Below are 26,335 nucleotides of genomic sequence, written 5' to 3' on the forward strand. Positions count from 1 at the left end.
GCATGAGTGATGTGATTAAAGACTTAAGTGAATTACGTTTAAGTTATGAACAAGGTGAGTTACACGAAGCACAGATTAGTGATCATCCACATCTTCAGTTTTTAAATTGGTTTAATCATGCTCTAGCTGCACATTTACATGAGCCGTATACCATGTCTTTGGCAACGGCAAATGCCCAAGGGCGACCACATGTGCGTACCGTATTGTTACGTGGCGCCACGGAAGCAGGCTATGACTTTTATACCAACTATGACAGTCAAAAAGGTGTAGACCTTGCTGAGAATCCTTTTGCCGAATTGTTATTTTATTGGCCGAGTTTGGAGCGTCAGGTACGGATTAGCGGACAGGTGATCAAGATTTCTGAACAAGAGTCAGCGGAGTATTATCACAAACGCCCACGTGATAGTCAGATTGCAGCCCATATCAGTACACCGCAAAGTGGACGAATTGCCAGCCGCGACGAATTACAGCAACGTTTCCAAGACTTGCAGCAGCAGATCGGTGAACAGGGTGAACTCGCTAAGCCTGAATTTTGGGGTGGCTATCGATTAGTGGCTGATTATTATGAGTTCTGGCAGGGACGACCGAATCGATTACATGATCGTTTGAGTTATGAAAAACAAAACGGACTTTGGATTATCCAACGCTTGATGCCATAAATGACCAAGATACACATTCAACAAAGACCCTTTCTCACGCGCCCTGAACAATTTCAGGGCGTGCCGTCGTTTATGGCTGAAATTTTAGCGAGACGAGGGGTTCAATCCGAGCAAGAACTTGAACTAAAGCTGAAGCATTTACTCTCTCCCAACTTAAAAGGGTTAGATGTTGCGGTGGAATTGATTGATCAAGCGATTGATCAACAGAAAAAAATTGTCATTATCGGCGATTATGATGCCGATGGTGCAACCAGTACGGCCCTGATGGTGTTGGTATTAAGGGAAATGGGGGCTCAGGTTGAATATCTTGTTCCTGATCGTTTTAAATATGGTTATGGACTCACACCAAAGATTGCTGAGCTGGCACAACAAAGCTATCAGCCTGATTTGTTGATTACAGTCGATAATGGTATTTCCAGCCACGCAGGGGTAGAAACAGCACAGGCATTGGGAATGCAAGTGATTATTACCGATCATCACTTGACCACAAAAGCGACGCCAAATGCAGAGGCGGTGGTTAACCCAAATCAACTGGGTTGTGATTTTCCGAGTAAAGCATTGGCAGGAGTGGGTGTTGCTTTTTATGTGTTGGCCAAACTAGCTAGTGCTCGCACTCAGCAGGGTAAAAGTAGCTGTAAAGTTACCCAATATTTAGATTTAGTCGCACTCGGCACCTATGCGGATGTGGCAACTTTGGACTATAACAATCGTATTCTGATTGATACTGGTTTAAAGCGCATTCAGCAGCAACAATGTCGTGCCGGAATCTTAGCTTTACTGGATATTGCCAAACGCGATGCAGCAACATTGCGCGCGCAAGATTTAGGTTTTGTCATTGGACCACGAATTAATGCCGCTGGGCGTATGGAGAGTATGCGCATCGGTATTGAGTGTTTATTAGCACCAGATATGGCAACGGCCTATCCACTTGCAGAGCAACTCAATCAGCTCAATATCGAACGTCGCCAAGTCGAAACTGAAATGAAGCAGCAAGCATTAACAGCTTTACAGCATATTCAGCTTGAAGCCGAGCATTTACCTGCTGCGTTGGTGATGTTTGATGAACAATGGCATCAAGGTGTGATTGGTATTGTGGCAGGGCGGTTGAAGGAACAATTCTATCGTCCAAGCTTAGTGTTTGCACCAGATGAAGATGGTATTCATATCAAAGGTTCAGCACGTTCCATCGATGGGATTCATATTCGCGATATGATTGAACTGGTGGCAGAACAACGCCCAGATTTGATCAGTCATTTTGGTGGGCATGCTGCTGCAGCTGGTTTGACCCTTAGAAAACAGCATTTTGATGAATTCAAAATGGTCTTTACCCAGTCTATTGCTGAAATGGATAAAGAGCTATTTCAAGCGACCTTGTGGACAGATGGTGAGTTGGTTGATTCAGCCTTGCATTTGTCTACATTGGACTGGATTGAGCAGTTGGGACCTTGGGGACAAAAGTTTCCACTGCCTCAGTTTGAAGGTCGTTTTAAAGTGATTGATTATCGTTGGTTGAAAGACCAACATTTGAAATTAAAAGTTTCACTGGGGCAACATGCAATTGATGCAATTGCTTTTAATGCAGTTGATCGCTTTGAATTTAATCCGATGTTGGGCTATGTCGATTTGGTTTATACCCTAGAACGTAATATCTATAATGGAAATACTAGCTTGCAATTGCAAGTGATACATTTAACACAATAAAAAAGCCGCTTTTAATAGCGACTTTTTATATTATTTTTTAGAATTAGAAACGGAAAGTACCGTTGATGCCAAAAGAATCTGCGCCATCAATAGTGGTATAGCCAACACCAACAGCGACTTGTGGTGTAAAGAATTTTTGTGCGCGAATGTTGAATATACTATCTGAATCATCAGCAGTAGAGTCTGCAAATGAAATACCGACACTGAGTGTTGGGTCTAAATAAAGATCAGCAGCCAAACGGTATGTGGTTTCATCACCGAAATAACTTTGAGCTTCAAAGTTAGTATAGTGATCACCAATTTGAGTGACATATTTGGCACGTAAGGTCACTGCAGTATCATCATCTTTGCCCGAAACGGTAGCAGAGTTCATGAAATTGGTAATAAAACCATATTGTGCAAGTTGTACTGGATCAAAACTTTTCGATAAATCAGCAACACCAACTGCGAATAATAAACCATTGATAGGCAAGAAACCTGCCTCAAGCGCATAACCATTATGTGCTTTTGAGTCTGAACCGAATAATGGAACTGTGACTTTGGTGTTGGTACGGTACAAGGCACCCGATACATAGAATTGTGTATCAGGAATAAAGACTTCACCTGTTACACCAAGACTATTAAATTGTAACTCTATTAGATCTTCATCATCTTCAAGTTTGTTATAAGCAAAACCCCCACCAATATTGGATGCTTTATTCAAAAATGCTGCTTCTGCTAAAGGTGCATTGCGGGTTTGTATTGGGCTGAAATAGTATTTACCCGTAATCGCAACACTATTGCCTTTGCCATCATCCATGTCGATATGTTCATATGAAACTGTTGATTCTGCTTGATAGGCATTTGCATTCAATGCAAAAACAGATGCGAAAATTGCGGTGACTAAACTGAGTTTTTTCATATGGAGACCCCATTCATTAAAATAATTAATTTATTAATATTTTGTAACAGCGGTAGTTTAATCAAAAAAGAAAAAACGTCAATAATTAAATAAATGGTCAGTTATATTTTTGTTTTAGGCATCTTAATTAGACATTTTTTATTATTTCAGTTTTTGATTATATTTAGTATGACTTTGCATGTATGAGGTTGGGCGCATTTATTTTGCGAAGATATAAAACTAAAAACAGCCTGAAAATAAATTTTCAGGCTGTTTGTTTGTTGATTTAAAGTATTTAGCTTCAAGTATTAGAAGCGGTATGCACCACGGATACCGTAAGTATTGTAGTCATCACCGAAGCCAACACGACCTTCAAAGCTCACTTGTTGGTTGAGGAATTTTTTCGCTGAAATGCCCCACTCATCGCGATCAGTTAAGTCATTGTTGTAGTAGTCAGCTCCAACACTTAGCGTTTTATCAAGGTAGTAGTCACCTTTAACGCGATATTCGTCAAGATCACCAAATGCACCATATGCTTCTAAGTTAATGTCATTGCCACCCACTTGAGTCACATATTTAGCACGTAAGGTTGGATCTGCACCGTCTTTACCATCTTTTTCATCGTAGCCGACTACACCAAGTGCAAGTAGTAAACCTGGAGCTGGTAAATAACCAATTTCTGCGCCGTAGGTTGTCACTTTCTGGTCAATCGGCGTTTTGTCTACTTCTAATTCGCTACGACCTAGTCGACCACTCACATAGAAATCACTGTTCGGTACGAAATACTCTACACCAGCGCTATACTGGGAATTTTTTACGCCGCTATTATCAGCATAGTTAATTTTTGCATTTACATTGCTAGCACGGTTTAAGAATGCTGCTTCTGCAAGGGGTGCATTACGAGTCTGCACTGGGTTAAAATAATAAGTCCCGTCAACACCAAAGCTATGATTACCATCGAAATCATCCCAATCAGTATAAGTATATGAACCACCTACTTCAGCTTGATAAGCATGAGCAGTTCCTGTTACTGCAAGCGCAGATAAAAGTGCTGATGCAATTGCTAATTTTTTCATGGTTATGCCCCTTTTTTTGAGATAATGAACCAAAGGAATGTTGATTACATGTTTTGTTACAACTTCTAGTCTAGGCTAAAAACATCCTGCGTCAATCCTAAGTCGGTAATCGGATAGTACGAATGTAAGTAGCTTGTAACTTGTATTCCTTAATTAATTGATTAATTTAAATAAAAATTAATGTTTTGATTTATTAAAACTTGGGAGGCATTGTGTGTTTTGGTATTTTTCGTGTAATTCATAAACACTATTGTCGCTAAATGTGTCATTTGAGAATCATAAAATCAATAAGAAAAAGTGATTATTCTGAGATCAGAAATAAAGAAATTTGTTCGATTCGCAGAGGCTGTGTAGTACAAAACACTTATGTTAAAATAATCGATTGAGTGAAAAAATATTGTGAGACAAAACGCGTGGAAATTAATCCGTATTTAAACCAATTGAAAGATTTATCTGATCGTAGCCAAACATTACGGGGGTATCTTTGACTACGATCTAAAGGCTGAGCGTTTAGAAGAAGTTTTAAGAGAGTTAGAAGACCCAGAAATTTGGAATGATCAAAGCCGCGCGCAAGCCATCGCCAAAGAAAAGGGCAGTTTAGAAAATACGCTTGGAGTGTTTGACCGTTTGGCGGAACAACTTGATGATGCCAAAGCCATGCTTGACCTTGCTGTTGAGGCGGATGATGAAAGTCTACTCATCGATGTGCAAACTGAATTAGACAGTGCTGAAACTGCATTGGCCAATCTTGAATTCCGTCGTATGTTTAGTCATCCAATGGATCCAAATCCATGCTTCCTCGAAATTCAGTCAGGCTCTGGCGGTACCGAAGCGCAAGACTGGGCATCGATGTTGTTGCGTATGTATATGCGTTGGATCGAGCGTCACGGTTTTAAAGCTGAATTGATGGAAGTGTCTGACGGTGATGTGGCAGGTATTAAATCTGCAACCATCCGTGTGGATGGTGAGTTTGCATATGGTTGGTTACGGACAGAAACGGGTGTTCATCGTTTAGTGCGTAAATCACCATTTGATAGTAACAATAACCGTCATACATCTTTCTCTGCCGTGTTTATTTCTCCTGAGATCGATGACAATATTGAAATTGATATCAATCCATCCGATGTCCGCACGGATACTTATCGTGCTTCGGGTGCAGGTGGTCAGCACATTAACAAAACTGACTCTGCGGTGCGTTTAACGCATGCGCCAACAGGGATTGTGGTGGCTTGTCAGAATCAACGTTCACAACATGCGAACCGCGACCATGCTTGGAAACAGTTACGCGCCAAACTCTATGAATTAGAGATGAGTAAACGTAATGAAGCTGCGCAAGCCTTAGAGGATTCAAAGTCAGATATTGGTTGGGGCAGTCAAATTCGTTCATATGTTTTAGATGACTCACGCATTAAAGACTTGCGTACAGGTGTGGAAAATTCAAATACCAAAGCGGTTCTTGATGGTGATCTAGATAAATTTATCGAAGCAAGTTTAAAGCAGGGTCTATAAATCTCTTTCCTAACAAAGAGACTTTGGAAAATTAATTTAAACGGCAAGTTCGTTTAGCACAAACCAGTTAATCGGAAAAACATGATATTAATATCGAAAAAAATAGATATTAATATTTAAAAATTTCGATATACTGATTCTAGGTGCTGAACGAAGCTTCGCTTGTTGAGAAACGTGGTGAGTCTATGGATATTGATGTTATAAGCAAGGCCCTAGCCAATCCATTACGTCGACAGATTTTGCAATGGTTAAAAGAGCCTGAGCGATTTTTGCCCGTTGAACAATGTGGTGGTAGTTTTGAACGCGGCGTATGTGCAGGGCACATTGAGCGTTTAGGAAAAGTTGCGCAATCAACGATGTCGAATCATTTGTCTGTATTACAGCAGGCTGGTTTGATACAAGTTGAAAAATATGGACAGTGGTCATATTTCACGCGTAATGAAGCTTTGATTCAGCAATACATCGAACATTTGAAACAAACACTCTAAAAACGTATTTAAAGGTCAACCTTTAATACGTTGATAAAAGTGAAGTTGAGGCGATCATGGCTGAACTAAATTCTGCATTACGAGTAGGTGACTTTACGATTAAAAACCGTTTGGTATTAGCACCATTAACGAGAGCACGTAGTGGTGCGGAGCGTATTCCAAACGATTTAATGGTGGAGTATTACCAACAACGTGCCAATGCGGGCTTAATCATTACTGAAGCAACAGTGATTAGTCCTAAAGCAGCGGGTTATGCCAACACACCAGGTCTATGGTCACAAGAGCAAGCTCAGGCGTGGCATAAAATTGTAGATGCTGTGCATGCGCAGGGTTCAAAAATTGTGGTTCAGCTCTGGCATGTTGGGCGTATTTCACATCCAGATTTATTGGATGGCGATATCCCCGTTGCGCCAAGTGCGATTCAGCCTGCAGGTGAAGTGAGTTTACTTCGTCCTAAACGTCCATTTGTGACGCCTCGTGCTTTATCTCATGAGGAAATTCAAGAGATTGTTGCACAATATAAAAATGCCGCCGAACTTGCCAAAGCCGCTGGCTTTGATGGGGTTGAACTACATGCAGCGAACGGCTATTTGATCGACCAATTCTTACAAAGTGGAACCAATCAACGTAATGATGAATACGGTGGCTCAGTTGAAAACCGTGCGCGTCTATTGTTACAAGTCGTGGATGCTTTTATCGAAGTATGGGGTGCCGGTCGGGTCGGCGTACACCTTGCTCCTCGTGGTGACTCACATGACATGACGGATGAAAATCCGTTAGCGACTTTCGGTTATGTGGTTGAACAACTTGATCAACGTCAAGTTGGCTTTATTTTCACCCGTGAATATGAGGCGGAAGATAGTTTAATGCCCGCTTTACGTCCGAAATTTAATGGTGTTTGGATTGCCAATGAAAAATTAACGCCAGCGTCTGCGAAACGTATTTTGGCCACTGAACAAGCAGATGCTGTCTCATTTGGTCTAGCGTATATTGCCAATCCAGATCTATTAGACCGTTTAGAGCATGATCTACCCTTAAATCAGGTAAATTTTCAAACGTTATATGCTGCTGGTGCAGAGGGTTATACCGACTATCCTGCATTTGAAAAGCTTGAGGCATAACATGCTTTAAAAAAGACTCATGTCATTGAGGCTTGTTAAATATCAATGAGCCCTAAAAAATGGCATGAGTTTTTTGTTTAAATTCCGCATAATGAACTGAAATCAAATAGTGAATCATGGTCTCGAATGGCGCAGGCAAAATCAGCACAGCAAACCCCATTTTGGTACAACCTTCTACTGGCTTGTCTTAAGCCCTTATACCGTTGGAAAATAAAACAACGTGCTGAAAGTGATGTGCTATTTCAACAAGAATGTATTGAGCGTTTTGGTCCCTTTCAACCGCCTAAAAATCTGCATGCAATGTGGTTCCATGTGGTCTCGGTGGGTGAAACCAATGCAGCGCAGCCGTTAATCGAACATTATCTAAAACTAGGTCATCCTGTGCTCGTGACCAATACTACCAAGACAGGTCAAGCCCGCGCAAAGTCCCTGTTTCTAAAAGCACCTTATCTGGATTTATTTCAAGCCGTCTATTTGCCTGTTGATCAAAAGCCTTTACTCAAGCAGTTTTTTGCTCTGTATCAACCGAAAATTTTAGCGTTAGTCGAAACTGAAATCTGGCCAAATTTAATTGCAGCAGCACAGCAGCACCAGATTGCTTGTATTTTATTGAATGCTCGACTATCAGAAAAATCAGCCAAAGGCTATGCCAAGGTGAGACGATTAACCCAGCCGATGTTGCAGCAACTCACGTGGATGTTGGCACAAGATTCCGCCACCTTAGCGCGTTATGTTGATTTAGGTTTAGATCAAACGAAGAGTCAAGTGGTGGGAAATATTAAGTTTGATATTACCGCACCAACTGATTTTATTGAGCAAGCAGAACAACTAAAACAAGATTGGCAATTGGCAGATCGGCAAATTATCACTTTAGCCAGTACTCATGCGCCTGAAGAAGAAATTTTACTGAAGCAGCTTCAACAACATTTAAATTCAAACCCAAATTTACTCTGTATCGTTGTGCCACGTCATCCTGAGCGTTTTGATGAAGTCTATAAAGTTTGCCAAAATCTAAATTTAGATACGCAGCGTCGCAGCTTAGGACAGCGTATCGAGGCGAATACCCAAGTTTTTCTGGCTGATAGTATGGGTGAAATGTGGTTGTGGTATGCCATGAGTCAGGCGTGTTTTGTTGGTGGTTCACTTAATGAACCCGGTGGCGGGCACAATATTTTAGAACCGATGGTGTTGAATGTGCCCACGGTCATAGGCCCTCGGTATTTTAATTTCCAAAGCATTGTCGATGAATTCGTTATAGCGCGAGGGATTTTGGTCGGGGAAAATGCTGAACAGGTGACAGCGCAGCTTCTCGGCTGTTTGGATGATTCAAAGCAACGTCAGCAACTCATCGAACAGGCTCAAGTGGTGTTGCAACGCAATCAAGGTTCGTTGCAACAGCATATTCAACTGCTCGATCACTATTTGAAAGCACCAGATGCATCATGAACATCGTTTTACTTGAACCCTCTCAAACAGCTTGCGCAGAGCAATGGTTGATTGAAAATCCACGTCAATTACAACATTTAAAACAGCATGTTCAATTGAATATAGGCGATACTTTAAAAATCGGTATTCGTCATGGTCAGCGTTATCTCACCGAAGTTTTGAATATTTCAGAGCAAAGGATTGTGTTGAAACCGATTCAGGTGGAGGACGTACCTGAAAAACTTCCTGTGCATTTGATTCTAGCGTTACCGCGTCCGAAAGTTTTACGTCGCATCATCATGGATGCGGTCACACTGGGTGTAGAGCGGATCAGCTTGATTCATAGTTATCGGGTGGATAAAAGCTATTGGCAAAGCCCATTTTTGCAACAACTGAATGACTATGTCACTTTGGGGCTAGAGCAGGCAGGCGATACGGTTGAGCCTGAAATTCAGATGTATAAACGCTTCAAACCTTTTGTAGAGGATGTGCTGCCAAGTTTGATTAGCGCCGAAAAACCTGCCTATGTGGCGCATCCTTATGCAGACCAGTCGATGCCGCATGCCATTCAACAGACATGTACGGTGATCGTAGGACCTGAAGGTGGTTTTATCCCGTATGAGATTGAGCTGCTCAAAAAAAATGGTTGCCAAGCGATGTGCTTGGGCAACCGTATTTTACGTACAGAAACCGCTATTTCTTATATTTTAGGTCGTCTGATTGTCTGAAGGCTTTATGTTTGTTGGAAGTTGAGCGACTTGGTTTGACTGAACTTTAAATTCTTGGATCGGATAAGGAATATTAATTCCTTGGGCACTAAAGGCCTGTTTAACCTGTGCTTGTATCATACTTGAAGAGGACAGAATATCGGTTTCTGTGGTATCAATCCACCAACGAACAGTAAGGTTGACTGAGAAGTCCGCCAGTGCAGTCACATTGACCGAAAATTTCGGTTGACTCAGTACGCTACGTTCATTGTTGAGAATATCCAATACGATTTGCTTGGCTTTTTGTTCATCATCATCATAGCCAATCCCCACAACAAATTCACAGCGTCGTTGCTGATAAGCTGTATTTACGGTGATTGCACTGGTATACACCGTCGCGTTTGGAATCACGATCCGACGACCATCGTAAGAGCGTAAAAAAGTGGCTCGAATTTGAATATCTTCGACCGTGCCTTCCATCCCATTGACAATAATGGCATCACCGATGCGGAACGGTTCTCCTAATAAGATCAGTATGCCGGATAGTAAGTTCTGGAAGATATCCTTAAAGGCAAAACCAATGGCAACCGAACCAATCCCTAGTGCGCCAATTAATTGACCAGGAGTAAAGCCAGGAATCGCGATCACAAGTGCGATCAGGAAACCGAAAAATAAAATAAAGGTACTGCCGACGCGATGCAAAACAAGAACTAAGTTTTGTCGCGTGTAAGAGCGATTACTGAGGGTTTTATTGATAAAGAATTTAAAAAATTTGGTCAGTAACCAAAACAAAACAAAGACAAAAATGGCTAAGCCGATATAGGGTAAGCGTTCCCAAAAAACCAGTACCATTTTATCGATAGCACTATATGCCTCATGGTATTTTTCAGTATGCGCCAATACAGTTTCTGAGGTTTTTGTGCCTGCTTGTTGGATCAGGGTACCTGTATCTTTAGCGACACTCGTCAAGTTGATTTGTTCGTTTGCCAAGGGGACGTCTCTATTTCGTTTGGAGGTTGATCAAGAAAGCCATCATGATGAATGTATGACCAACATGGATGAAAAATTTACTAACAGCTTTATCGGTTTATTTTATAACGAAACCATCGTAATCGTTTATGATTATTGTTGGAAAAAATGTTGCTGAATAGACGTTCCTCATGGTCGGTATTTCTGATGAATCGCGCGCTTAAAGTGTGGGGCAATGATCAAAATAACGATCAATTTTGAGAATAAAAACCATCGACAAGTCGTTCAAATTTAAATTATTTTAAATAAATTTTCAAACTAGATTGGGTGTATAAGAACAATACTCCTACGACCAAAGCCGCATTGTTTACTCGTGTATATGCTCGCCATACTGCAAGAAAGCACAAGCATACCCAAGAAATAGATGTGTACATCTAGGGTATGAGATAAAAGACCAAGGAAGTAATAAGTTATGAAAGAAATCTACCCAGTGCCTGAAAAATTTAAAGAAACGGCAAGAATCTCGGAAACAGACTATTTCAATCGCTATCAATATTCTATTGAACAGCCTGATGCATTTTGGGCAGAAGAAGCACAAAATATTGATTGGATTAAACCATTTACCAAAGTCAAAAATACCAGTTTTGACCCAGATAATTTTAAAATTGAATGGTTTGCTGATGGGGAGCTGAATGTCTCTGCTAACTGTCTGGATCGTCATTTAAAAGACAATCCATTAAAGCCTGCCATTATATGGGAAGGTGATCATCCATCACGTCATAAAATCATTTCATTCGCTGAATTGCATGATGAAGTTTGTCGTTTTGCCAATGTTCTCAAGAAACATGGGATAGTTAAAGGTGACCGCGTCGTTTTATATATGCCAATGGTTCCTGAAGCGGCGATTGCCATGTTGGCATGTGCGCGTATCGGTGCTGTACATTGTGTGGTATTTGGTGGCTTCTCACCAGACTCTTTGGCCAGCCGAATTGACGATAGCCAAGCGAAATTAGTCATTACTGCCGATGCTGGGATGCGTGGTGGCAAGATCATTCCGTTAAAAGAAAATGTGGATGCTGCATTACAGATTCAGGGTACGGATAGCGTTGAACATGTAATTGTGGTACATCGCACGGGCAATCCGATTCAGTTCAATGAAGCACGTGATTTATGGTATCACCTCGAAATCATGGAAGTGGATGAACACTGCCCACCTGAACCGATGAAAGCGGAAGATCCACTATTTATTCTGTATACCTCTGGCTCTACAGGTAAGCCGAAGGGCGTATTACATACCACTGGTGGTTATTTGGTGTATGTAAATACCACGTTTAGAGAAGTGTTTGATCTTAAAGAAGATGATGTGTACTGGTGTACAGCCGATGTGGGTTGGATTACAGGACATAGTTATTTACTTTATGGACCGTTGTGTAATGGCACGACAACCGTAATGTTTGAAGGTATTCCACAATATCCAACTTGGGCACGTATCGGCCATGTAATTGATAAGCACAATGTCACCATTCTTTATACTGCACCAACCGCGATTCGCGCCATGATGCGAGAGGGTGATGCTTATGTTCGTGAAAGTGATCGTAGTAGCCTTCGTTTATTAGGCTCAGTGGGTGAACCAATTAACCCAGAAGCATGGAATTGGTATAACGAAGTGGTCGGTGAAGGCCGTTGCCCGATTGTGGATACATGGTGGCAAACAGAAACAGGCGGTATTTTGATTTCACCATTACCAGGTGCCACTGCATTGAAACCAGGTTCAGCAACTCGACCAATGTTTGGGGTTCAGCCTGCTTTGGTGGATGGTGAAGGCAATGAACTTGAAGGTGCCAATGAAGGTAACCTTGTCATTAAAGATTCTTGGCCGGGTCAAATGCGCACCATTTGGGGTGATCCTGAACGCTTTATTGAAGCGTATTTCTCGACCTTCAAAAATAGCTATTTCACAGGTGATGGCGCACGTCGCGATGCAGATGGCTATTACTGGATCACAGGTCGTGTCGATGACGTACTCAATGTCTCTGGACATCGTCTAGGGACTGCTGAAATTGAAAGTGCACTGGTGGCCCATGAAGCAGTTGCTGAAGCGGCTGTGGTTGGTATGCCACATGATATTAAAGGACAAGGCATTTGTACCTTTGTGACCTTACAAGCGGATGTCTCTGAGTCTGAAGAGTTACGTAAAGAGTTGGTCAATTGGGTGCGTAAAGTCCTTGGTCCAGTGGCAACGCCAGATGCCTTGCATTGGGCGCCAGCTTTACCAAAAACTCGTTCGGGTAAAATCATGCGTCGTATCTTAAGAAAGATTGCAGCGAATGAATTGGATAGCTTGGGCGATACTTCAACCCTTGCTGAACCAGCGGTGGTTGATGCTTTAATTGCAACGGTGTATCCAACAGCCAGCAGTGTTGAAGGATAAATAGAAAAAGCCCCCAAGCCGAGTCTTGGGGGTAGTTTTTTGCGCCACAACCTTTTATTTTTCTTATTATTCAAAATACCATTTAAGTTTAAGCCGATTTAGCAGTTAGTTGATTTCGTTGTTCTTGTTCCAACTGTCGCACCAGAGGCAGTACTTTCTCTCCAAAATATTCAACTTCTTCAATAAAATGCAGAAAACCAGACAGCACAAGATCTACGCCCACATGTTTCAACGCCACAATGCGTTCAGCGATTTGTTGCGGTGTGCCGATTAAATTGGTTTTAAAGCCATCGTTATATTGCACTAAATCATCGAAAGTTGATTTTGCCCAATTACCTTCGCCTTCTGGTGCAGCAGCACCTGCTTCACGGGTCGCATCTCCAAAAGCATTGACTGCCTCTATATTTGCTTTAGCGATGATTTCATTCAGCACAGCATGTGCTTCTTGCTCTGTATCGCGGGCAATGATAAATGCATTCACTCCGATCTTCACTTGTCGATGGGCAAGCTTGGCTTTGTGACGAACGTCGTCGACCTGTTTTTTGATTTCTTCAATGCTATTGCCATTGGTAAAATACCAGTCTGAGACGCGTGCGGCCATATCTCGCGCAGCACGTGAACTCCCTCCTTGGAACACTTCAATAAAGGGTTTCTGCAAAGGTTTTGGTTTTAGGGTGTAGTTTTTGAATTGATAATATTTGCCTTCAAAGCTGTAGTCATCTGTGCTCCAAATGCCTTTGAGTGTACGAATAAATTCCTCAGAGCGGACGTAACGTTCATCATGTTCAGGCCACGGCTCGCCTATTGCATCGAACTCGCCATGAAACCATCCACTGACGACATTAATCGCAACACGGCCTTGGGTGAGATAGTCAATAGTCGCTAGTTGTTTCGCGGCAAGTACAGGCTTCCAAGGGCCGGGTAAGATGGCAGCAATCACTTTAAGTTTTTCAGTCTTGGCTAATAGCGCATGACTAAAGCTGACTGATTCATGTTGATTTTCTGCGCCATAGCCTGCGGTGAAACGGATTTGGGTCAGTGCATATTCAAAGCCACTTTTCTCGGCAGCTTGTGCTAGACGGATATTATAGTCATAGCTCCAATCGGTACGTTGTTCAATATTGCTGACCACAAGTCCACCACTGACATTGGGGACCCAATAAGCGAATTTAATTGCTGATGTTGTTGTCATTTTTCTACCCTCTAGACATTTTTGATTTTATGCGACGTGGGTTAAATTCTTTGTGGACTTGGGGTGCAAGCGAGATTCGGCTGCATCTAAGTCTGGAACGGCCGCAGATGGTAAAACCTCTGCTTGTTCAATCTGCTTGTTAATCCCTAAGTTTTGATTGGCCTGTTCGGTTTTGGCTTTGATCACGGCAGCGCGTTGTCCTTTGGCTGGCGCCCATTCGAGAATCGGTAACGCACGTGCCACGGCTAAGGTCACGCGATCAGACAACTGTTCACTTTTGACGGTATATTCTGGTGTGAAATCGCGATCAGTTGCATAGACCCCAATGGGTAAGGTTTGTGCTTGAAAGAAGCTAAACAAAGGACGCAATTGATGCTCTAACACCAATGCATGACGATCACTGCCGCCTGAAGCAGCCAATAAAACTGGAACATCGACCAACGCTGTTTGTTCGACGAAATCAAAGAAGTGTTTGAATAATCCTGTGAATGAAGCACGATAAACAGGTGTGCCAACAATCAATGCATCGGCTGCTTCTACCGCAGCCAAGTCATCTTGTACCCGTTGGGGTAATTGATTGCGGTAAATTGCACCACCTAATAACGGCCCGATCTCGCTGAGTTTCACAAAATGTACTTTGATATGAATGGCTTCTGCAAGCTCATCCAGAATGGCTTGGATGAGGCTCTCAGTCTTTGATGGGCTATTTAAACCCCCAGAAACAGCAACGATATTGAGGGGAGTAGAAACTGCATTACGATTGGACATAGTGATTGCCTAAATAAAAGTTCATTACCAATGGCTTTTATTTATCTATATCGTCGTACCACAGTAAAATAAGGAAATGCTGCAAGCTTATCTGATTTAAAGATATATCGCTCAATCGCACAACATTGGAAATTCACAGTGGTTTAATTCTATGTTTCTCCTCAAAATTTTGAATGTTGAATTTTAATTTATGTGATTTATACGAATATCTGATTTATTTTACTGGAAAAGGGAATAAAAAATGTCAGAGTGCTTGACCAATGGTTTATTTAAAAATAGGCTTAGATAGGTTAATTTTAATAAACACCGTACAGTGACGTACTAAAACAGCAGATTGCTTATAGCGCTTATGAATATTTTAATTGTAGATGATCACCCTCTCTTTAGACATGCTTTAATTCAAGCGGTTCGTTACAGTTTGCCACAAGCGCAGATCCAAGAAACGGCTGATGTAAACGAATTCTATAAGCGTTTAGAACAGGGTGCAGAACCAGATTTAGTGTTACTCGATTTAAATCTACCTGGTGCTTCGGGTTTCTCTGCTCTGGTCTATGTGCGGGCTCAATATCCTGCCATTCCGATCATTGTGGTTTCTGCACATGAAGAAGCTTCGATTATTCAGCGTGCCATAGCACATGGTGCTATGGGCTATATTCCGAAGTCATCACATCCAAGTCATATTGGTGAAGCTATTAAGCATGTGTTAGAAGGGGAAATCTGGTTACCGCCAAGCTTACCGAAACATGCAGGTTTTGACCCAAGAGCTGCTGATGAGACAGCTTTGGCAGAACGTCTGCAATCACTGACCCCCCAACAATTCCGTGTGCTTATGATGGTCGCTGAGGGGCTATTGAACAAACAAATCGCCTATGAGTTAGAGGTTTCAGAAGCCACCATTAAAGCGCATGTGACTGCGATTTTTCGTAAATTAGGGGTACAAAACCGTACTCAAGCCGTATTAGCCATTGGTGCATTAAATATTGAAGACAAAAAGATGTAATTCAATATAAAGATAAAGGTGAGATACTTCATTTCTCTTTGATCTTTAAAAATAAAAAACCAGTTCAAATGAACTGGTTTTTTATGATGTATCGTCTGCTCTATATAGAGCATAGATTCAATCTTAGAAACGGAACTTCGCGTTTACGCCAACAGTTTGCGTATCTAAGTCAGCATTTACTGCATTTGCATTTACGTAGCTTGCACCAACAGCAACCGCTGGAGTGATGAAGTAGTTTACGTTCGCGCCCCAAGCAGATTTGATTGGAGAGAATTTGTCACTTGCTGGGTTAGAGCTTGCGCTTACTTCTGCATAAGAAGCACCAACGCTTAACTTAGGCGTTAGGTAAAGGTCAGACTTTAATTCATATGCAGTTGTATCGCCATAAACAAGACCAGCTTCAAAGCCTACAGCCATGTTTGTACCGTCGATGTTACCTACATATTTAGTACGTGCAGTAATTGCATCTTGGTCTTCGCCAATCACTAATGGTTGAGCTACTGATTTTACGATACCGCTTGAAAGTACGCTGTTTGCATCTAAAGCAAACTGATCAGCAATGCTGGTATAACCAACAGCAACTAAGAAATTAGGTGTAAGCATCGCACCAACTTCTAAAGCATAGCGATCGCCATTGTCTTTTTCGCCGTCAACTTTAGATTTAGTGTGGCTATAAGATGCGCTTGTATATACTGGAAGGTATGGTGTAGGGATGTAAGCTTCACCTTTTGCGCCATATGATTGAGTTTCAGAAGTTACAACTTCATCACCATCATGTTTAGTATAGCTGTAAGCAGCAGAAACATTAGATGCGTGGTTTAAGAACGCAGCTTCAGCTAAAGGACCTTTAGAAGCGTCTACATCTTTGAAGTAGTAAGTTGCTTGTCCAGCACCAGTAAAGTTTTTGTCATTTACAGTTGTATCTAAAAATTCAGATTGACCTTGAACTTCAACTTGATAAGCATTAGCACCGGTCATGGCTAATAATAAAGCAGTGGCTAAACCGAGTTTTTTCATAATAATTTCCAGCTTTAACAGTGATTGAGTTAAGTTGGACTCATTGTATTGTAACAAAGTATGATGTCAATGTCATAAATCTAAGCCTCCGACGAAGTGTGAAGCCTAAATTGAAGTTTGTTCAAAAAACAAACAAAAGTGAATTTTGTTGTCAACCTTTATTAAATTTTATAATTAACAATTGGATATGATTATTTGTAGCTAAGATCCAAGATCATTTTTGGGTGTTGTATGAGATTTTGTTTATTGGTTAATACGATCATTGTGATCGTTTTTTACATTTAATGTGTACTGGCTGGTGTCATAATTTTGCCATTAAAAGTGTGTTTTAAGCATATTTTTTTAATAATTTTGCGATGAACTATACAGAAAATAGTGAGTAAATTTTGCGTAAATCATGATCAGTTAATATGAATGAAAGAAAAGATTTAAAGGTGAAATCTGATAATCCGATTAAATATTAAAAAATGATTTATTTAATCAGCTTTACATTGTGAGGTCTAGTTCACATAATGTGAAGCAAGAGATAGGTAATTTGCATTTTACAATCTCCGAACATTTTCTTTGTGTATTTTAAGTTTAGCAGCTCAGCTTTCCCCAAGGTTGAGCTTTTTTTTGTCTGTTCATTTCCTATTATAGATGAGATAACAATACAGAGTGAATAATATAAAAGTTTTATAGTAATCAATCCTATACTCTAGTTCTCTTCTGCTATGTCAAAAATACTAAAACATCTTACCTTAAGTGCTGCATTGACGGTTGGGCTGACTTTGGTGGGGTGTCAAAATTTAAATTCTCAAGCACAAACAGCCACGATAAAAAAAGAGGATCAAACCAAGATCGCTTCTTTGTTTCAACAGGCTCAAACGGTAGGCGTATTGCTCACTTATGATGGGCAGACGCTTCAAGCATATGGGAATGATCTGAGCCGTGCCAATACAGCATTTATTCCTGCTTCAACCTTCAAAATGTTAAATGCATTGATTGGGATACAACATCACAAAAGCTCACCAAATGAAGTGTTTAAATGGGATGGTCAAAAACGCGCTTTTGCGAGTTGGGAAAAAGATTTAACCTTAGCAGAGGCGATGCAGGCATCGGCAGTGCCTGTTTATCAAGAATTGGCCCGACGTATTGGGTTAGAGCTGATGGCAAAGGAAGTGAAACGAGTGGGCTTTGGCAATACTGAGATCGGAACGCAAGTCGATGATTTTTGGTTGGTTGGTCCGCTCAAAATCACCCCCGTTGAAGAAGTGAAATTTGCTTATGCTTTGGCTCATAAGCAGCTTGCATTTGATCAGTCTGTACAACAACAAGTGAAACAAATGGTTTTGGTTGATGAAGTTAAAGGAACCAAAATTTATGCCAAAAGTGGTTGGGGTATGGATGTAACGCCGCAAGTAGGTTGGTGGACGGGCTGGATTGAGCAACCGAATGGGCAAGTGATCGCATTTTCTTTAAATATGCAAATAAATAATCCTAAGCAAGGCGATGCGCGTAAAGCCATTGTTTATCAAGCATTACAACAATTGGATTTGCTACCCAAATAATAAAATTTCTTTCTCTAAAAAAAGCCCAACTTTAACAATAAAGTTGGGCTGGGAAATAGGATGCTTGCATTTGGGGGAGAAAACATCCTAGAGGGTAAAAAATAAAAATGTAGATATCGTCTGGCTTGATTAAATTATGTACGGATGAGACTGATTTGTGAAATTGATAATTTTTATCTTTAGAATCTATTTCTCCAATAGCCTTGCCGCTAGGTGATTTGATCAATGATATTGAGAAGATTGATATTTGCTGAGGTTGAGAGAACACAGGTAGAATCAGTGATTGTTTAAAAATCAATCTGGATTGCTTTTTGAGAAAAACAAGGTGGGTTTATGGGACGTAACTTAAGGCGTGTTAAATTACGTTCAGAACAAATTAGCCTTCGACTTTTTGTCTGCATGGCGATTATTATCTTATCCATTCTCTATATTTCAATTCCCTTAATTCTTAATAGTTTTCAAGAATATAATAAAACAAATCAGGTCCTGAATGAAATCACCAGCTTACGTGCATTAGTCCAAACAGCAAATAAGATTTCTAGAGAGCGTGGACCTGCCAATAAGGTTATGTCGAGTACATCAGAAGAAATAGAAAAAAATAAACAGGAATTGGCTGATTTTAGATTAGTTGTTGATGAGCAGATTAATGAAACAGTATCTATTTTAAATCAAGCAGGTTTTAATTCAGTATCAACACAGCTCCAAACAGATTTAAAAGTAAAATTAGAGCATGCGCGTAAAATCGTTGATGCCTATGCGGAAATACCACAATCTCAACGAACATCGCAGCAATTAGATCATGCCATTTTAACAATGTTCAGTGTTTGGGATAACGGTCGTGAGCTTCTTAATGAGTTGATGGCGCAGTCGAAAAGTAAAGACAGTAAGATGTCGAACTATTTTATTTCAATATTGATTCTAACGGATATGCGTGATCAGGCGGGACGAGTTGCATCGAATGTTATGGCGCCGATTACTTTTTCTGAAAAAATTTCTGATATAAACCGTGCAAGGACGTTGCAGACAGAGCATCAGACCCAATACCTTTGGTCCTTGGTTGATGTGATTCAGCCGCAATATATGAAAACTTCTGATTACATCCGATTACATCAACGTGTAAAAACGGAGTTTCTAGATCAAGGCTTACCTATCATCCGTAGATTATTGGATGAAAGTCAAAATAATCAAACGTATTTTTTAACAGGGACGCAACTGACAGAGCAAATTGTTGATAAATACACCACCGTCATTGATCTACAAAAGTATATTTTGGATTACAGTGTGCTTATCGCAACGCAACAGAATAAAAATGCTAAACAACAGTATTTTTTTACTCTATCTATTTCAAGTTTATCTTTATTAATTGCTTTATTTACGATGATCTATACCAAGAGAAAGGTGTTTAGCCCTTTGATTAAAGCACGTGAGATGATTTTGGGTTTATCGGATACGATGCATGGGCCACCTTCTCGTCAGAAATCAAAACATGAGTTTTATACCTTGTTTGAAGCAATTAATAAATTAAAACTAATGCTTAAACAGCGTGATTTGATGGAGTCACAACTCAAGCAAATTGCCAATTCTGATGTATTAACGGGTGTATCAAATCGGTTGGCACTAGAAGAATATATTAATGATTTAACTGCCAAGCCCAATGCACTATCTCAAACATGTGTGTTTGCGATCGATATTGATCATTTTAAATTCGTAAATGATCAATATGGGCATCTGGTTGGCGATGAGGTGATCGCAATGGTTGCAGAACAACTTAAGCACAATGTACGTGCTTCTGACCTCATTGTGCGTTATGGCGGTGATGAGTTCTTGGTAGTGATTGAAAGTATTCAAATGGAGGCAGCGAAAGCGATTGCGGAAAGTATTCGCTTAGGGATTGCTACGCAGAATATCGTTGTTACAAGTCTGGGGAAGGCGATTCAGGTTTCTGTCAGTATTGGAGTGGCTATTGGTGCAGAGAGTTGGTTAGAGCTTTTGGAAAAAGCAGATCAATCGTTGTTAAAAGCGAAAGCCAGAGGTAAGAATGTAGTGGAGGGGTAAGGAATAAATTGAATTTACCCCATAACTATTTGGTCTTTTCAATTAGATAGTTTATGAAATTTGTGCAAGAAACTAACATGAACTTTGCATCTATATAAGATAAATTCGACTCTTCTAGCATTGCATGGCGTATGCCATCTCCATCCGAAGTATAGCCATAAAGTTGGCTTAAACTACTTTTAAGAGCAGCGTGTAAACTATATTTTTCTCCAATAATTTTAAGCGCTTTACCTAGTGTAGCTTTATCATCCTGAGTAATGATCTTACAGATTGATTCTACGGCGCTAATGGACTCTTTAATTGAGTTTCGATAATCAGGATTTTGACGATCTGATATTAATTTCAATGCTTGATGGAGATGTTGTTGAATACCAGAAAATTTACTAGTATTTGCTAATGCATCTTCAATAGATCGTATTTCTTGTTCGGAAGTTATTTGAACTAGTACACTATTTATAATTCTATAGGCAGAAGACTCTTGCTCTAAAATAATTGATATATTTTTTACTAGTTGATTATAAGGATGTCGGTTATATGGGCGATTGGTAAAAGAATTTGTAAGTATAAACTCTAAAAATTCATAAATTGAAAACCATTCTGAATCAAAAATATTTTGCTTGAGTGTATTGATATTTTTTCGGCGATATATATCGATTTGAACAATATTCATCTCATCTAAAGGTAATTTACAAAAATTACTCCAAATATCTTCAATTAGATAAGAATATATCTCTGCCTTGTCATTGGTATTTTTTTCATAAGGTTTTAGAAACTGGGTATAGATTTCAGACCAAATTCTATTTCTTAGATCATCTGTAATTCTATCGATTAGTAAGGTTTCACGGACTGTTTTAAAACCATATCTTTCTGAAAACCGCATTATTCCCTCAAATAAAAAAACGGTGAATGAATCACCGTTTTATCATGAAATCATAATAGGTTGTATTTTATTTCAACATCTGTTTTAAGAACTTACCTGTATGTGACATTTCAACCTCAGCCACTTGCTCAGGTGTGCCTTCTGCGATGATTTGACCACCACCAGAACCACCTTCAGGCCCTAAATCAATCACCCAGTCGGCAGTTTTGATCACATCCAAATTATGCTCAATCACCACAATGGTATTTCCCTTGTTGCGTAGCTCATACAAGATGTCGAGTAGCTTGGCGATATCATGGAAATGCAGACCTGTGGTTGGTTCATCCAAGATATATAAAGTTTTACCTGTATCTCGTTTTGCCAACTCACGCGCCAGTTTGACCCGTTGCGCTTCACCACCTGAAAGCGTGGTTGCGGCTTGACCTAAACGAATATAACCCAGACCGACTTGCATTAAAGTATCTAAGCGACGGTGAATCACAGGAATCGCACTAAAGAACTCGGCTGCATCTTCCACCGTCATTTCCAAAACATCAGAAATGTTCTTACCTTTATAACCGACTTCTAAAGTCTCACGGTTATAACGCTTGCCATGACAAGCATCACACGGCACATACATATCAGGTAAGAAATGCATCGCCACCTTGATCATGCCATCGCCTTCACAAGCCTCACAACGTCCACCTTTGACGTTAAATGAGAAACGACCTGCACTATAACCACGTGCTTTGGCTTCAGGTGTTTGTGCAAATAATTCACGAATTGGAGTGAATAAACCTGTATAGGTTGCAGGGTTCGAACGCGGAGTACGTCCAATCGGGCTTTGATCAATATCCACTACTTTATCGAGATGCTGTAAACCATCAATCGAATCGAATTTTTCAGCAGTCAGTGTGGTTGCGCCATTCAGCTGAGTTGCCGCTAAAGGCAATAAGGTACGGTTAATTAAGGTCGATTTACCTGAACCCGAAACGCCAGTGACACAGGTCATGATGCCCAATGGAATGGTGAGATCGACATTTTGTAAGTTATGACCACTTGCCCCAGAGAGTTTGATAAATTCGTCGGGGCGTGGTGATAGGGTGCGTTGCTTAGGTATCTCGATTTTCAGTTTGCCTGAAAGATACTGACCTGTAAGTGAGTCTTTATTGTTGGCAATTTCATCATAGCTGCCTTCACCGATAATGACGCCGCCATGGATTCCAGCACCTGGTCCAATATCAATAATATGGTCGGCAGCACGAATGGCATCTTCATCATGTTCGACCACAAGCACGGTATTGCCCAAGTCACGTAAGCGAACCAAAGTCTGCAACAAGCGATCATTATCGCGCTGATGTAGACCAATCGATGGTTCATCCAGTACATACATGACGCCCATCAAGCCTGCACCAATTTGCGAAGCGAGACGAATACGTTGTGCTTCACCACCCGAGAGGGTTTCTGCTGAACGTGCCAAACTCAAATAATTCAATCCAACGCTGACCAAGAAATGTAAACGCTCACGAATCTCTTTAAAGATCTTATCGGCGATTTCACCTTTAGCACCTTCAAGACTGAGGTCTTGATAGTAATTCTCGGCATCACCAATCGACATTTGGGTGATTTGGGCAATGGTTTTATCTTTGACACGGACGTGACGAGAGATTTCATTGAGACGCGAACCATCACAAGCATCACAGGCAGCATTAGATAAATATTGCGCCAGATCATCACGCACGTAATTTGATTCGGTTTCACGATAACGACGTTCTAAATGCGGCAATACACCTTCAAAAGCTTGAACACGGTTGTGTTTGCGACCACGCTCATCGATATAACTGAGGTCGATTTTCTCTTTGCCTGTGCCTTGTAAGAATTTCTTTTGTGTATCTTTATCCAGCGTATTCCACGGCTCATCTAAGCCAATGCCAAAATGATCTGCGACTTTTTGCAACATGGTGTAGTAATACGGACGCTGTCTATCCCAACCACGGATCGCCCCTTGGCTAATCGCGAGTTCAGGATTTGGAATCAGTTTATCTGCGCTGAAATGGCTGCGTGTGCCTAGGCCATCACAGACAGGGCAGGCACCAAATGGATTGTTGAACGAGAATAAACGCGGTTCAAGTTCTGCCACAGCACGATCGCATTTAGGGCATGAATGTTTGGCTGAAAAAACACGTTCAGGGTGTTCTCCATTCATCCACGATAAAACGGCAATGTCACTGCCTAAACGCAGCGCTGTTTCAAAAGACTCTGCGATACGATTGCCTAAGTCATCACGGACTTTAAAACGATCCACCACCACTTCAATGGTATGTTTTTTCTTTTTATCCAGTTCAGGTGGGGTATCTATATCAATAATTTCGCCGTCGACACGTGCACGTACAAAACCTTGACCTTGTAATTGTTCAAACAGTTGAGTGTATTCACCTTTACGTTCACGTACCACAGGCGCAAGCAACATCAGTGCGGTGCCTTCTTCCAGCGCTTTGACCGCATCGACCATTTCTGAAACGGTTTGTGCCACCATTGGGAGGTCATGTTCAGGACAATACGGTGTGCCGACACGCGCGTACAGCAAACGCAAATAGTCATAGATTTCAGTAATCGTGCCGACAGTTGAGCGAGGATTGTGGCTCGTGGATTTTTGCTCAATCGCAATTGCAGGCGATAAACCTTCAATGGAATCAACTTCAGGTTTTTCCATTTGCGAAAGGAATTGGCGTGCATAGGCTGAAAGCGATTCAACATAGCGACGTTGGCCTTCAGCATATAATGTATCAAATGCGAGCGATGATTTCCCTGAACCTGAAAGCCCTGTGATCACCACAAACTTGTCACGTGGAATATCGAGTGACACATTCTTTAAATTATGGGTACGTGCACCTCGAATACGGATATGACTTTGGCTCATTAAAACATCTCAATAATATGCAAATAGAAAATCAAACGACGTTGAACATTGATGTCATGCATCATCAATTATTCAATTTAAATGCAATGCTGGAAGATTCAGTACATCTAAATTTAAAATAATTTCTGAGCAGCATCTTACTGTTGAACAGGTCTTATATGATAGCGCCTTAAAATTGTTCAAGTGGTATAAAAATATTTAAAACGACAAATTGTGACGGTTAGACCACATTTATAACCACTGTCTCACGCTAACCGAGTTGTATTTTTATCATTCATTGCCACAGATATCTACAGCTAAGGTGTAGGCAAAGAAAAATACATAACTTTACTAGACGACTGGTCTAATATTAATTTATAGTATGGACATGAAACGATCAATGAAGAGTGAAGCAACTCGACAACACATTCTAGATACCAGTTTTGAATTGGTACTGCGTAAAGGTTTTGTCGGCGTGGGCTTACAAGAAATTTTAAAAGCCTGTGATGTGCCGAAAGGTTCGTTCTACCATTATTTTGCTTCAAAGGAAGCCTTTGGTTGTGCTTTGTTAGAACAATATATGGCTGACTATAAAGTACGAATGGAACAACTTTGGCAGCAGAGCGAATCAAGTGCTTATGCACGGTTGATGGCTTTGTGGCAGGCGTGGATTGACGATCCTATTTATGGCAGTTGGGCAGAGAATTGTTTAATTGTGAAACTCGCGGCAGAGGTTTCTGATCTATCAGAAGACATGCGACAGATTTTGAACTTAGGTGTGCATCGGCTGACGCAACAGCTGGCTTTATTGCTGCAAGAAGGGCAACAGCAAGGTTCGATTCCGACACATCTTGACCCATTTAAAACAGCTCAAGTGATGTACCAGCTATGGTTAGGTGCTGCATTGATGACCAAATTGGCACAGGACAAAGCACCATTACATTTGGCCTTAGAAACCACGCAACAGCTGTTACAACCGATACAGGAATAAATTATGCAAAGTATTATCCATCATCAATTTGGCGAACCCGTAGACGTTTTAGCGTTAGGTGATATGCCACAACCTGAACCTAAAGCGGGTGAAGTACGTATCAAGACCATCATGTCTCCGATGCATAATCATGATGTTTGGACCGTGCGTGGTAGTTATGGCTACAAGCCGACCTTACCTGCTATTGGCGGGAGCGAAGCGGTAGGTATTGTCGATGCAGTCGGTGAAGGCGTTGATCAAAGTAAACTAGGTCAACGTGTAGCAGTCGCTGGTGTCCATGGGAGTTGGGCTGAATATTTTATTGCCCCTGCACACAGTATCATTGCTTTAAACGATGCGATTGATGATGAAACAGCAGCACAATTGATCGGGATGCCGATTAGTGCCTTGATGTTATTAGACTTCGTGAATGTTCAAGCAGGACAATGGTTGATTCAAAATACTGCCAATGGCGCAGTCGGTAAAACAGTTGCCATGATTGCACAGGCACGTGGTTTACAAGTCATTAACCTAGTACGCCGTACTGATGCAATTGCTGAGATGCAGGCTTTAGGTATCCAACATGTGGTTGCAACTGATCAGGAGGATTGGAAGCAACAAGTCAAAGCCATTCATGCGGATCAAGCTCTGATTGCTGGGGTAGATTCAATCGGTGGAACGGCCAGTGGTGAGATGCTGAATTTGCTAAGTGAAAATAGTTTATTGGTTTCATTTGGTAGTATGACAGGCGAAACCATGCAGATTTCATCGGGTGATTTGATATTCAAACAAGCGACGGTGAAAGGTTTCTGGGCAAGTGTGGTCAATAAAGAAATGCCAGCAGAACGTAAAAAAGCGTTGTTTGTTGAGCTGTTAACGCTTGCGACACAAAAGAAACTGACTTTACCTGTTGAAGGCGTTTTTAGTTTTGATGACATTAAAACGGCTGCACTGAAGGCGACTCACGGCGCTCGTCAGGGTAAAGTATTGTTAAAACCATAACATAATTGGAAAAATAGCAGATCAGCCGCGCGGTTGGTCTGTTTAAGTTCAGACACA

21 protein-coding genes are annotated in these 26,335 nt (G+C 41.0%); 13 read left to right on the forward strand and 8 right to left on the reverse strand.

The window, feature by feature from the left end; genetic code table 11:
• Positions 1 to 2: 2 nt before the first annotated feature.
• Together pdxH and recJ are read left to right on the forward strand one after the other, a co-directional pair.
• Positions 3 to 659, forward strand: coding sequence for a pyridoxamine 5'-phosphate oxidase (gene pdxH, locus EXE30_RS00665; protein WP_130160768.1), 657 nt, complete (start codon positions 3 to 5; stop codon positions 657 to 659).
• Positions 660 to 2,360: a single-stranded-DNA-specific exonuclease RecJ gene (recJ, locus tag EXE30_RS00670; RefSeq protein ID WP_130160769.1), complete on the forward strand. Its 1,701-nt coding sequence runs from the start codon at positions 660 to 662 to the stop codon at positions 2,358 to 2,360.
• Positions 2,361 to 2,403: 43 nt separating this feature from the next.
• Here recJ and EXE30_RS00675 read toward each other — a convergent pair whose 3' ends face one another.
• Together EXE30_RS00675 and EXE30_RS00680 are read right to left on the reverse strand one after the other, a co-directional pair.
• Positions 2,404 to 3,261, reverse strand: a complete 858-nt coding sequence (locus EXE30_RS00675; protein WP_130160770.1) for a putative porin — start codon at positions 3,259 to 3,261, stop codon at positions 2,404 to 2,406.
• Positions 3,262 to 3,548: 287 nt separating this feature from the next.
• Complete coding sequence (locus EXE30_RS00680) at positions 3,549 to 4,316, reverse strand: putative porin (RefSeq protein WP_130160771.1); 768 nt, start codon at positions 4,314 to 4,316, stop codon at positions 3,549 to 3,551.
• 413 nt (positions 4,317 to 4,729) lie between these two features.
• On the opposite strand from EXE30_RS00680, the gene prfB reads away from it, so the two are divergent.
• The 5 genes from prfB (at position 4,730) to EXE30_RS00705 (ending at position 9,587) form a co-directional block, all read left to right on the forward strand.
• A protein-coding gene (gene prfB, locus EXE30_RS00685) for a peptide chain release factor 2 (RefSeq protein ID WP_130160772.1) occupies positions 4,730 to 5,825 on the forward strand; the annotation gives its coding sequence in 2 pieces (ribosomal slippage) (positions 4,730 to 4,801 and positions 4,803 to 5,825; 1,095 coding nt in all).
• 185 nt (positions 5,826 to 6,010) lie between these two features.
• Complete coding sequence (locus EXE30_RS00690) at positions 6,011 to 6,313, forward strand: ArsR/SmtB family transcription factor (RefSeq protein ID WP_034595781.1); 303 nt, start codon at positions 6,011 to 6,013, stop codon at positions 6,311 to 6,313.
• A gap of 56 nt (positions 6,314 to 6,369) precedes the next feature.
• Positions 6,370 to 7,434: an alkene reductase gene (locus EXE30_RS00695; RefSeq protein ID WP_130160773.1), complete on the forward strand. Its 1,065-nt coding sequence runs from the start codon at positions 6,370 to 6,372 to the stop codon at positions 7,432 to 7,434.
• Positions 7,435 to 7,560: 126 nt separating this feature from the next.
• Entirely contained in the window at positions 7,561 to 8,880 is a 1,320-nt protein-coding gene (locus EXE30_RS00700) for a 3-deoxy-D-manno-octulosonic acid transferase (RefSeq protein WP_130160774.1), read from the forward strand.
• Positions 8,877 to 9,587 carry a 16S rRNA (uracil(1498)-N(3))-methyltransferase gene (locus tag EXE30_RS00705; protein WP_130160775.1) on the forward strand — a complete coding sequence of 237 codons (711 nt, stop codon included), beginning with the start codon at positions 8,877 to 8,879 and terminating at the stop codon, positions 9,585 to 9,587. The genes EXE30_RS00700 and EXE30_RS00705 overlap by 4 nt, the downstream gene beginning before the upstream one ends.
• Here the strand turns inward: EXE30_RS00705 and EXE30_RS00710 are convergent.
• On the reverse strand, positions 9,567 to 10,556 hold the full coding sequence (locus tag EXE30_RS00710; protein WP_130160776.1) for a mechanosensitive ion channel family protein: 990 nt from the start codon (positions 10,554 to 10,556) through the stop codon (positions 9,567 to 9,569). The two genes, EXE30_RS00705 and EXE30_RS00710, sit on opposite strands and share 21 nt — an antisense overlap.
• Before the next feature lie 451 nt (positions 10,557 to 11,007).
• On the opposite strand from EXE30_RS00710, the gene acs reads away from it, so the two are divergent.
• Positions 11,008 to 12,966 (forward strand): acetate--CoA ligase, encoded by a 1,959-nt coding sequence (gene acs / locus EXE30_RS00715; RefSeq protein WP_130160777.1) that lies wholly within the window; start codon positions 11,008 to 11,010, stop codon positions 12,964 to 12,966.
• A gap of 88 nt (positions 12,967 to 13,054) precedes the next feature.
• On the opposite strand, the gene sfnG is transcribed toward acs, so the two are convergent.
• Both sfnG and msuE read right to left on the reverse strand, forming a co-directional pair.
• The gene (sfnG, locus tag EXE30_RS00720) at positions 13,055 to 14,158 is read right to left on the reverse strand and encodes a dimethylsulfone monooxygenase SfnG (RefSeq protein ID WP_130160778.1); all 1,104 of its coding nucleotides are present in this window, start codon (positions 14,156 to 14,158) and stop codon (positions 13,055 to 13,057) included.
• Positions 14,159 to 14,185: 27 nt separating this feature from the next.
• Positions 14,186 to 14,926 (reverse strand): FMN reductase, encoded by a 741-nt coding sequence (gene msuE, locus EXE30_RS00725; RefSeq protein ID WP_130160779.1) that lies wholly within the window; start codon positions 14,924 to 14,926, stop codon positions 14,186 to 14,188.
• A gap of 349 nt (positions 14,927 to 15,275) precedes the next feature.
• Here msuE and EXE30_RS00730 point away from each other — a divergent pair, with 349 nt between their 5' ends.
• Complete coding sequence (locus EXE30_RS00730) at positions 15,276 to 15,926, forward strand: response regulator transcription factor (RefSeq protein ID WP_005194029.1); 651 nt, start codon at positions 15,276 to 15,278, stop codon at positions 15,924 to 15,926.
• A 123-nt stretch (positions 15,927 to 16,049) separates the two neighbouring features.
• On the opposite strand, the gene omp33-36 is transcribed toward EXE30_RS00730, so the two are convergent.
• A complete protein-coding gene (gene omp33-36 / locus EXE30_RS00735) occupies positions 16,050 to 16,946 on the reverse strand; it encodes a porin Omp33-36 (RefSeq protein ID WP_265937111.1) in 897 nt (298 codons plus the stop codon).
• A 710-nt stretch (positions 16,947 to 17,656) separates the two neighbouring features.
• On the opposite strand from omp33-36, the gene blaOXA reads away from it, so the two are divergent.
• Both blaOXA and EXE30_RS00745 read left to right on the forward strand, forming a co-directional pair.
• Positions 17,657 to 18,493 carry a class D beta-lactamase gene (gene blaOXA / locus EXE30_RS00740; protein WP_130160781.1) on the forward strand — a complete coding sequence of 279 codons (837 nt, stop codon included), beginning with the start codon at positions 17,657 to 17,659 and terminating at the stop codon, positions 18,491 to 18,493.
• A gap of 333 nt (positions 18,494 to 18,826) precedes the next feature.
• On the forward strand, positions 18,827 to 20,548 hold the full coding sequence (locus EXE30_RS00745) for a GGDEF domain-containing protein (protein WP_130160782.1): 1,722 nt from the start codon (positions 18,827 to 18,829) through the stop codon (positions 20,546 to 20,548).
• Positions 20,549 to 20,573: 25 nt separating this feature from the next.
• Here the strand turns inward: EXE30_RS00745 and EXE30_RS00750 are convergent, their stop codons facing one another.
• Both EXE30_RS00750 and uvrA read right to left on the reverse strand, forming a co-directional pair.
• Positions 20,574 to 21,428: an AbiJ-NTD4 domain-containing protein gene (locus tag EXE30_RS00750; RefSeq protein ID WP_130160783.1), complete on the reverse strand. Its 855-nt coding sequence runs from the start codon at positions 21,426 to 21,428 to the stop codon at positions 20,574 to 20,576.
• A 67-nt stretch (positions 21,429 to 21,495) separates the two neighbouring features.
• Positions 21,496 to 24,327 (reverse strand): excinuclease ABC subunit UvrA, encoded by a 2,832-nt coding sequence (gene uvrA, locus EXE30_RS00755; RefSeq protein ID WP_130160784.1) that lies wholly within the window; start codon positions 24,325 to 24,327, stop codon positions 21,496 to 21,498.
• 367 nt (positions 24,328 to 24,694) lie between these two features.
• Here uvrA and EXE30_RS00760 point away from each other — a divergent pair, with 367 nt between their 5' ends.
• Positions 24,695 to 25,297 (forward strand): TetR/AcrR family transcriptional regulator, encoded by a 603-nt coding sequence (locus tag EXE30_RS00760; protein ID WP_034594675.1) that lies wholly within the window; start codon positions 24,695 to 24,697, stop codon positions 25,295 to 25,297.
• A gap of 3 nt (positions 25,298 to 25,300) precedes the next feature.
• A complete protein-coding gene (locus tag EXE30_RS00765; RefSeq protein WP_130160785.1) occupies positions 25,301 to 26,278 on the forward strand; it encodes a zinc-binding dehydrogenase in 978 nt (325 codons plus the stop codon).
• Positions 26,279 to 26,335 lie beyond the last annotated feature (57 nt).

The organism is Acinetobacter halotolerans (genome assembly GCF_004208515.1).
Classification (GTDB): domain Bacteria; phylum Pseudomonadota; class Gammaproteobacteria; order Pseudomonadales; family Moraxellaceae; genus Acinetobacter; species Acinetobacter halotolerans.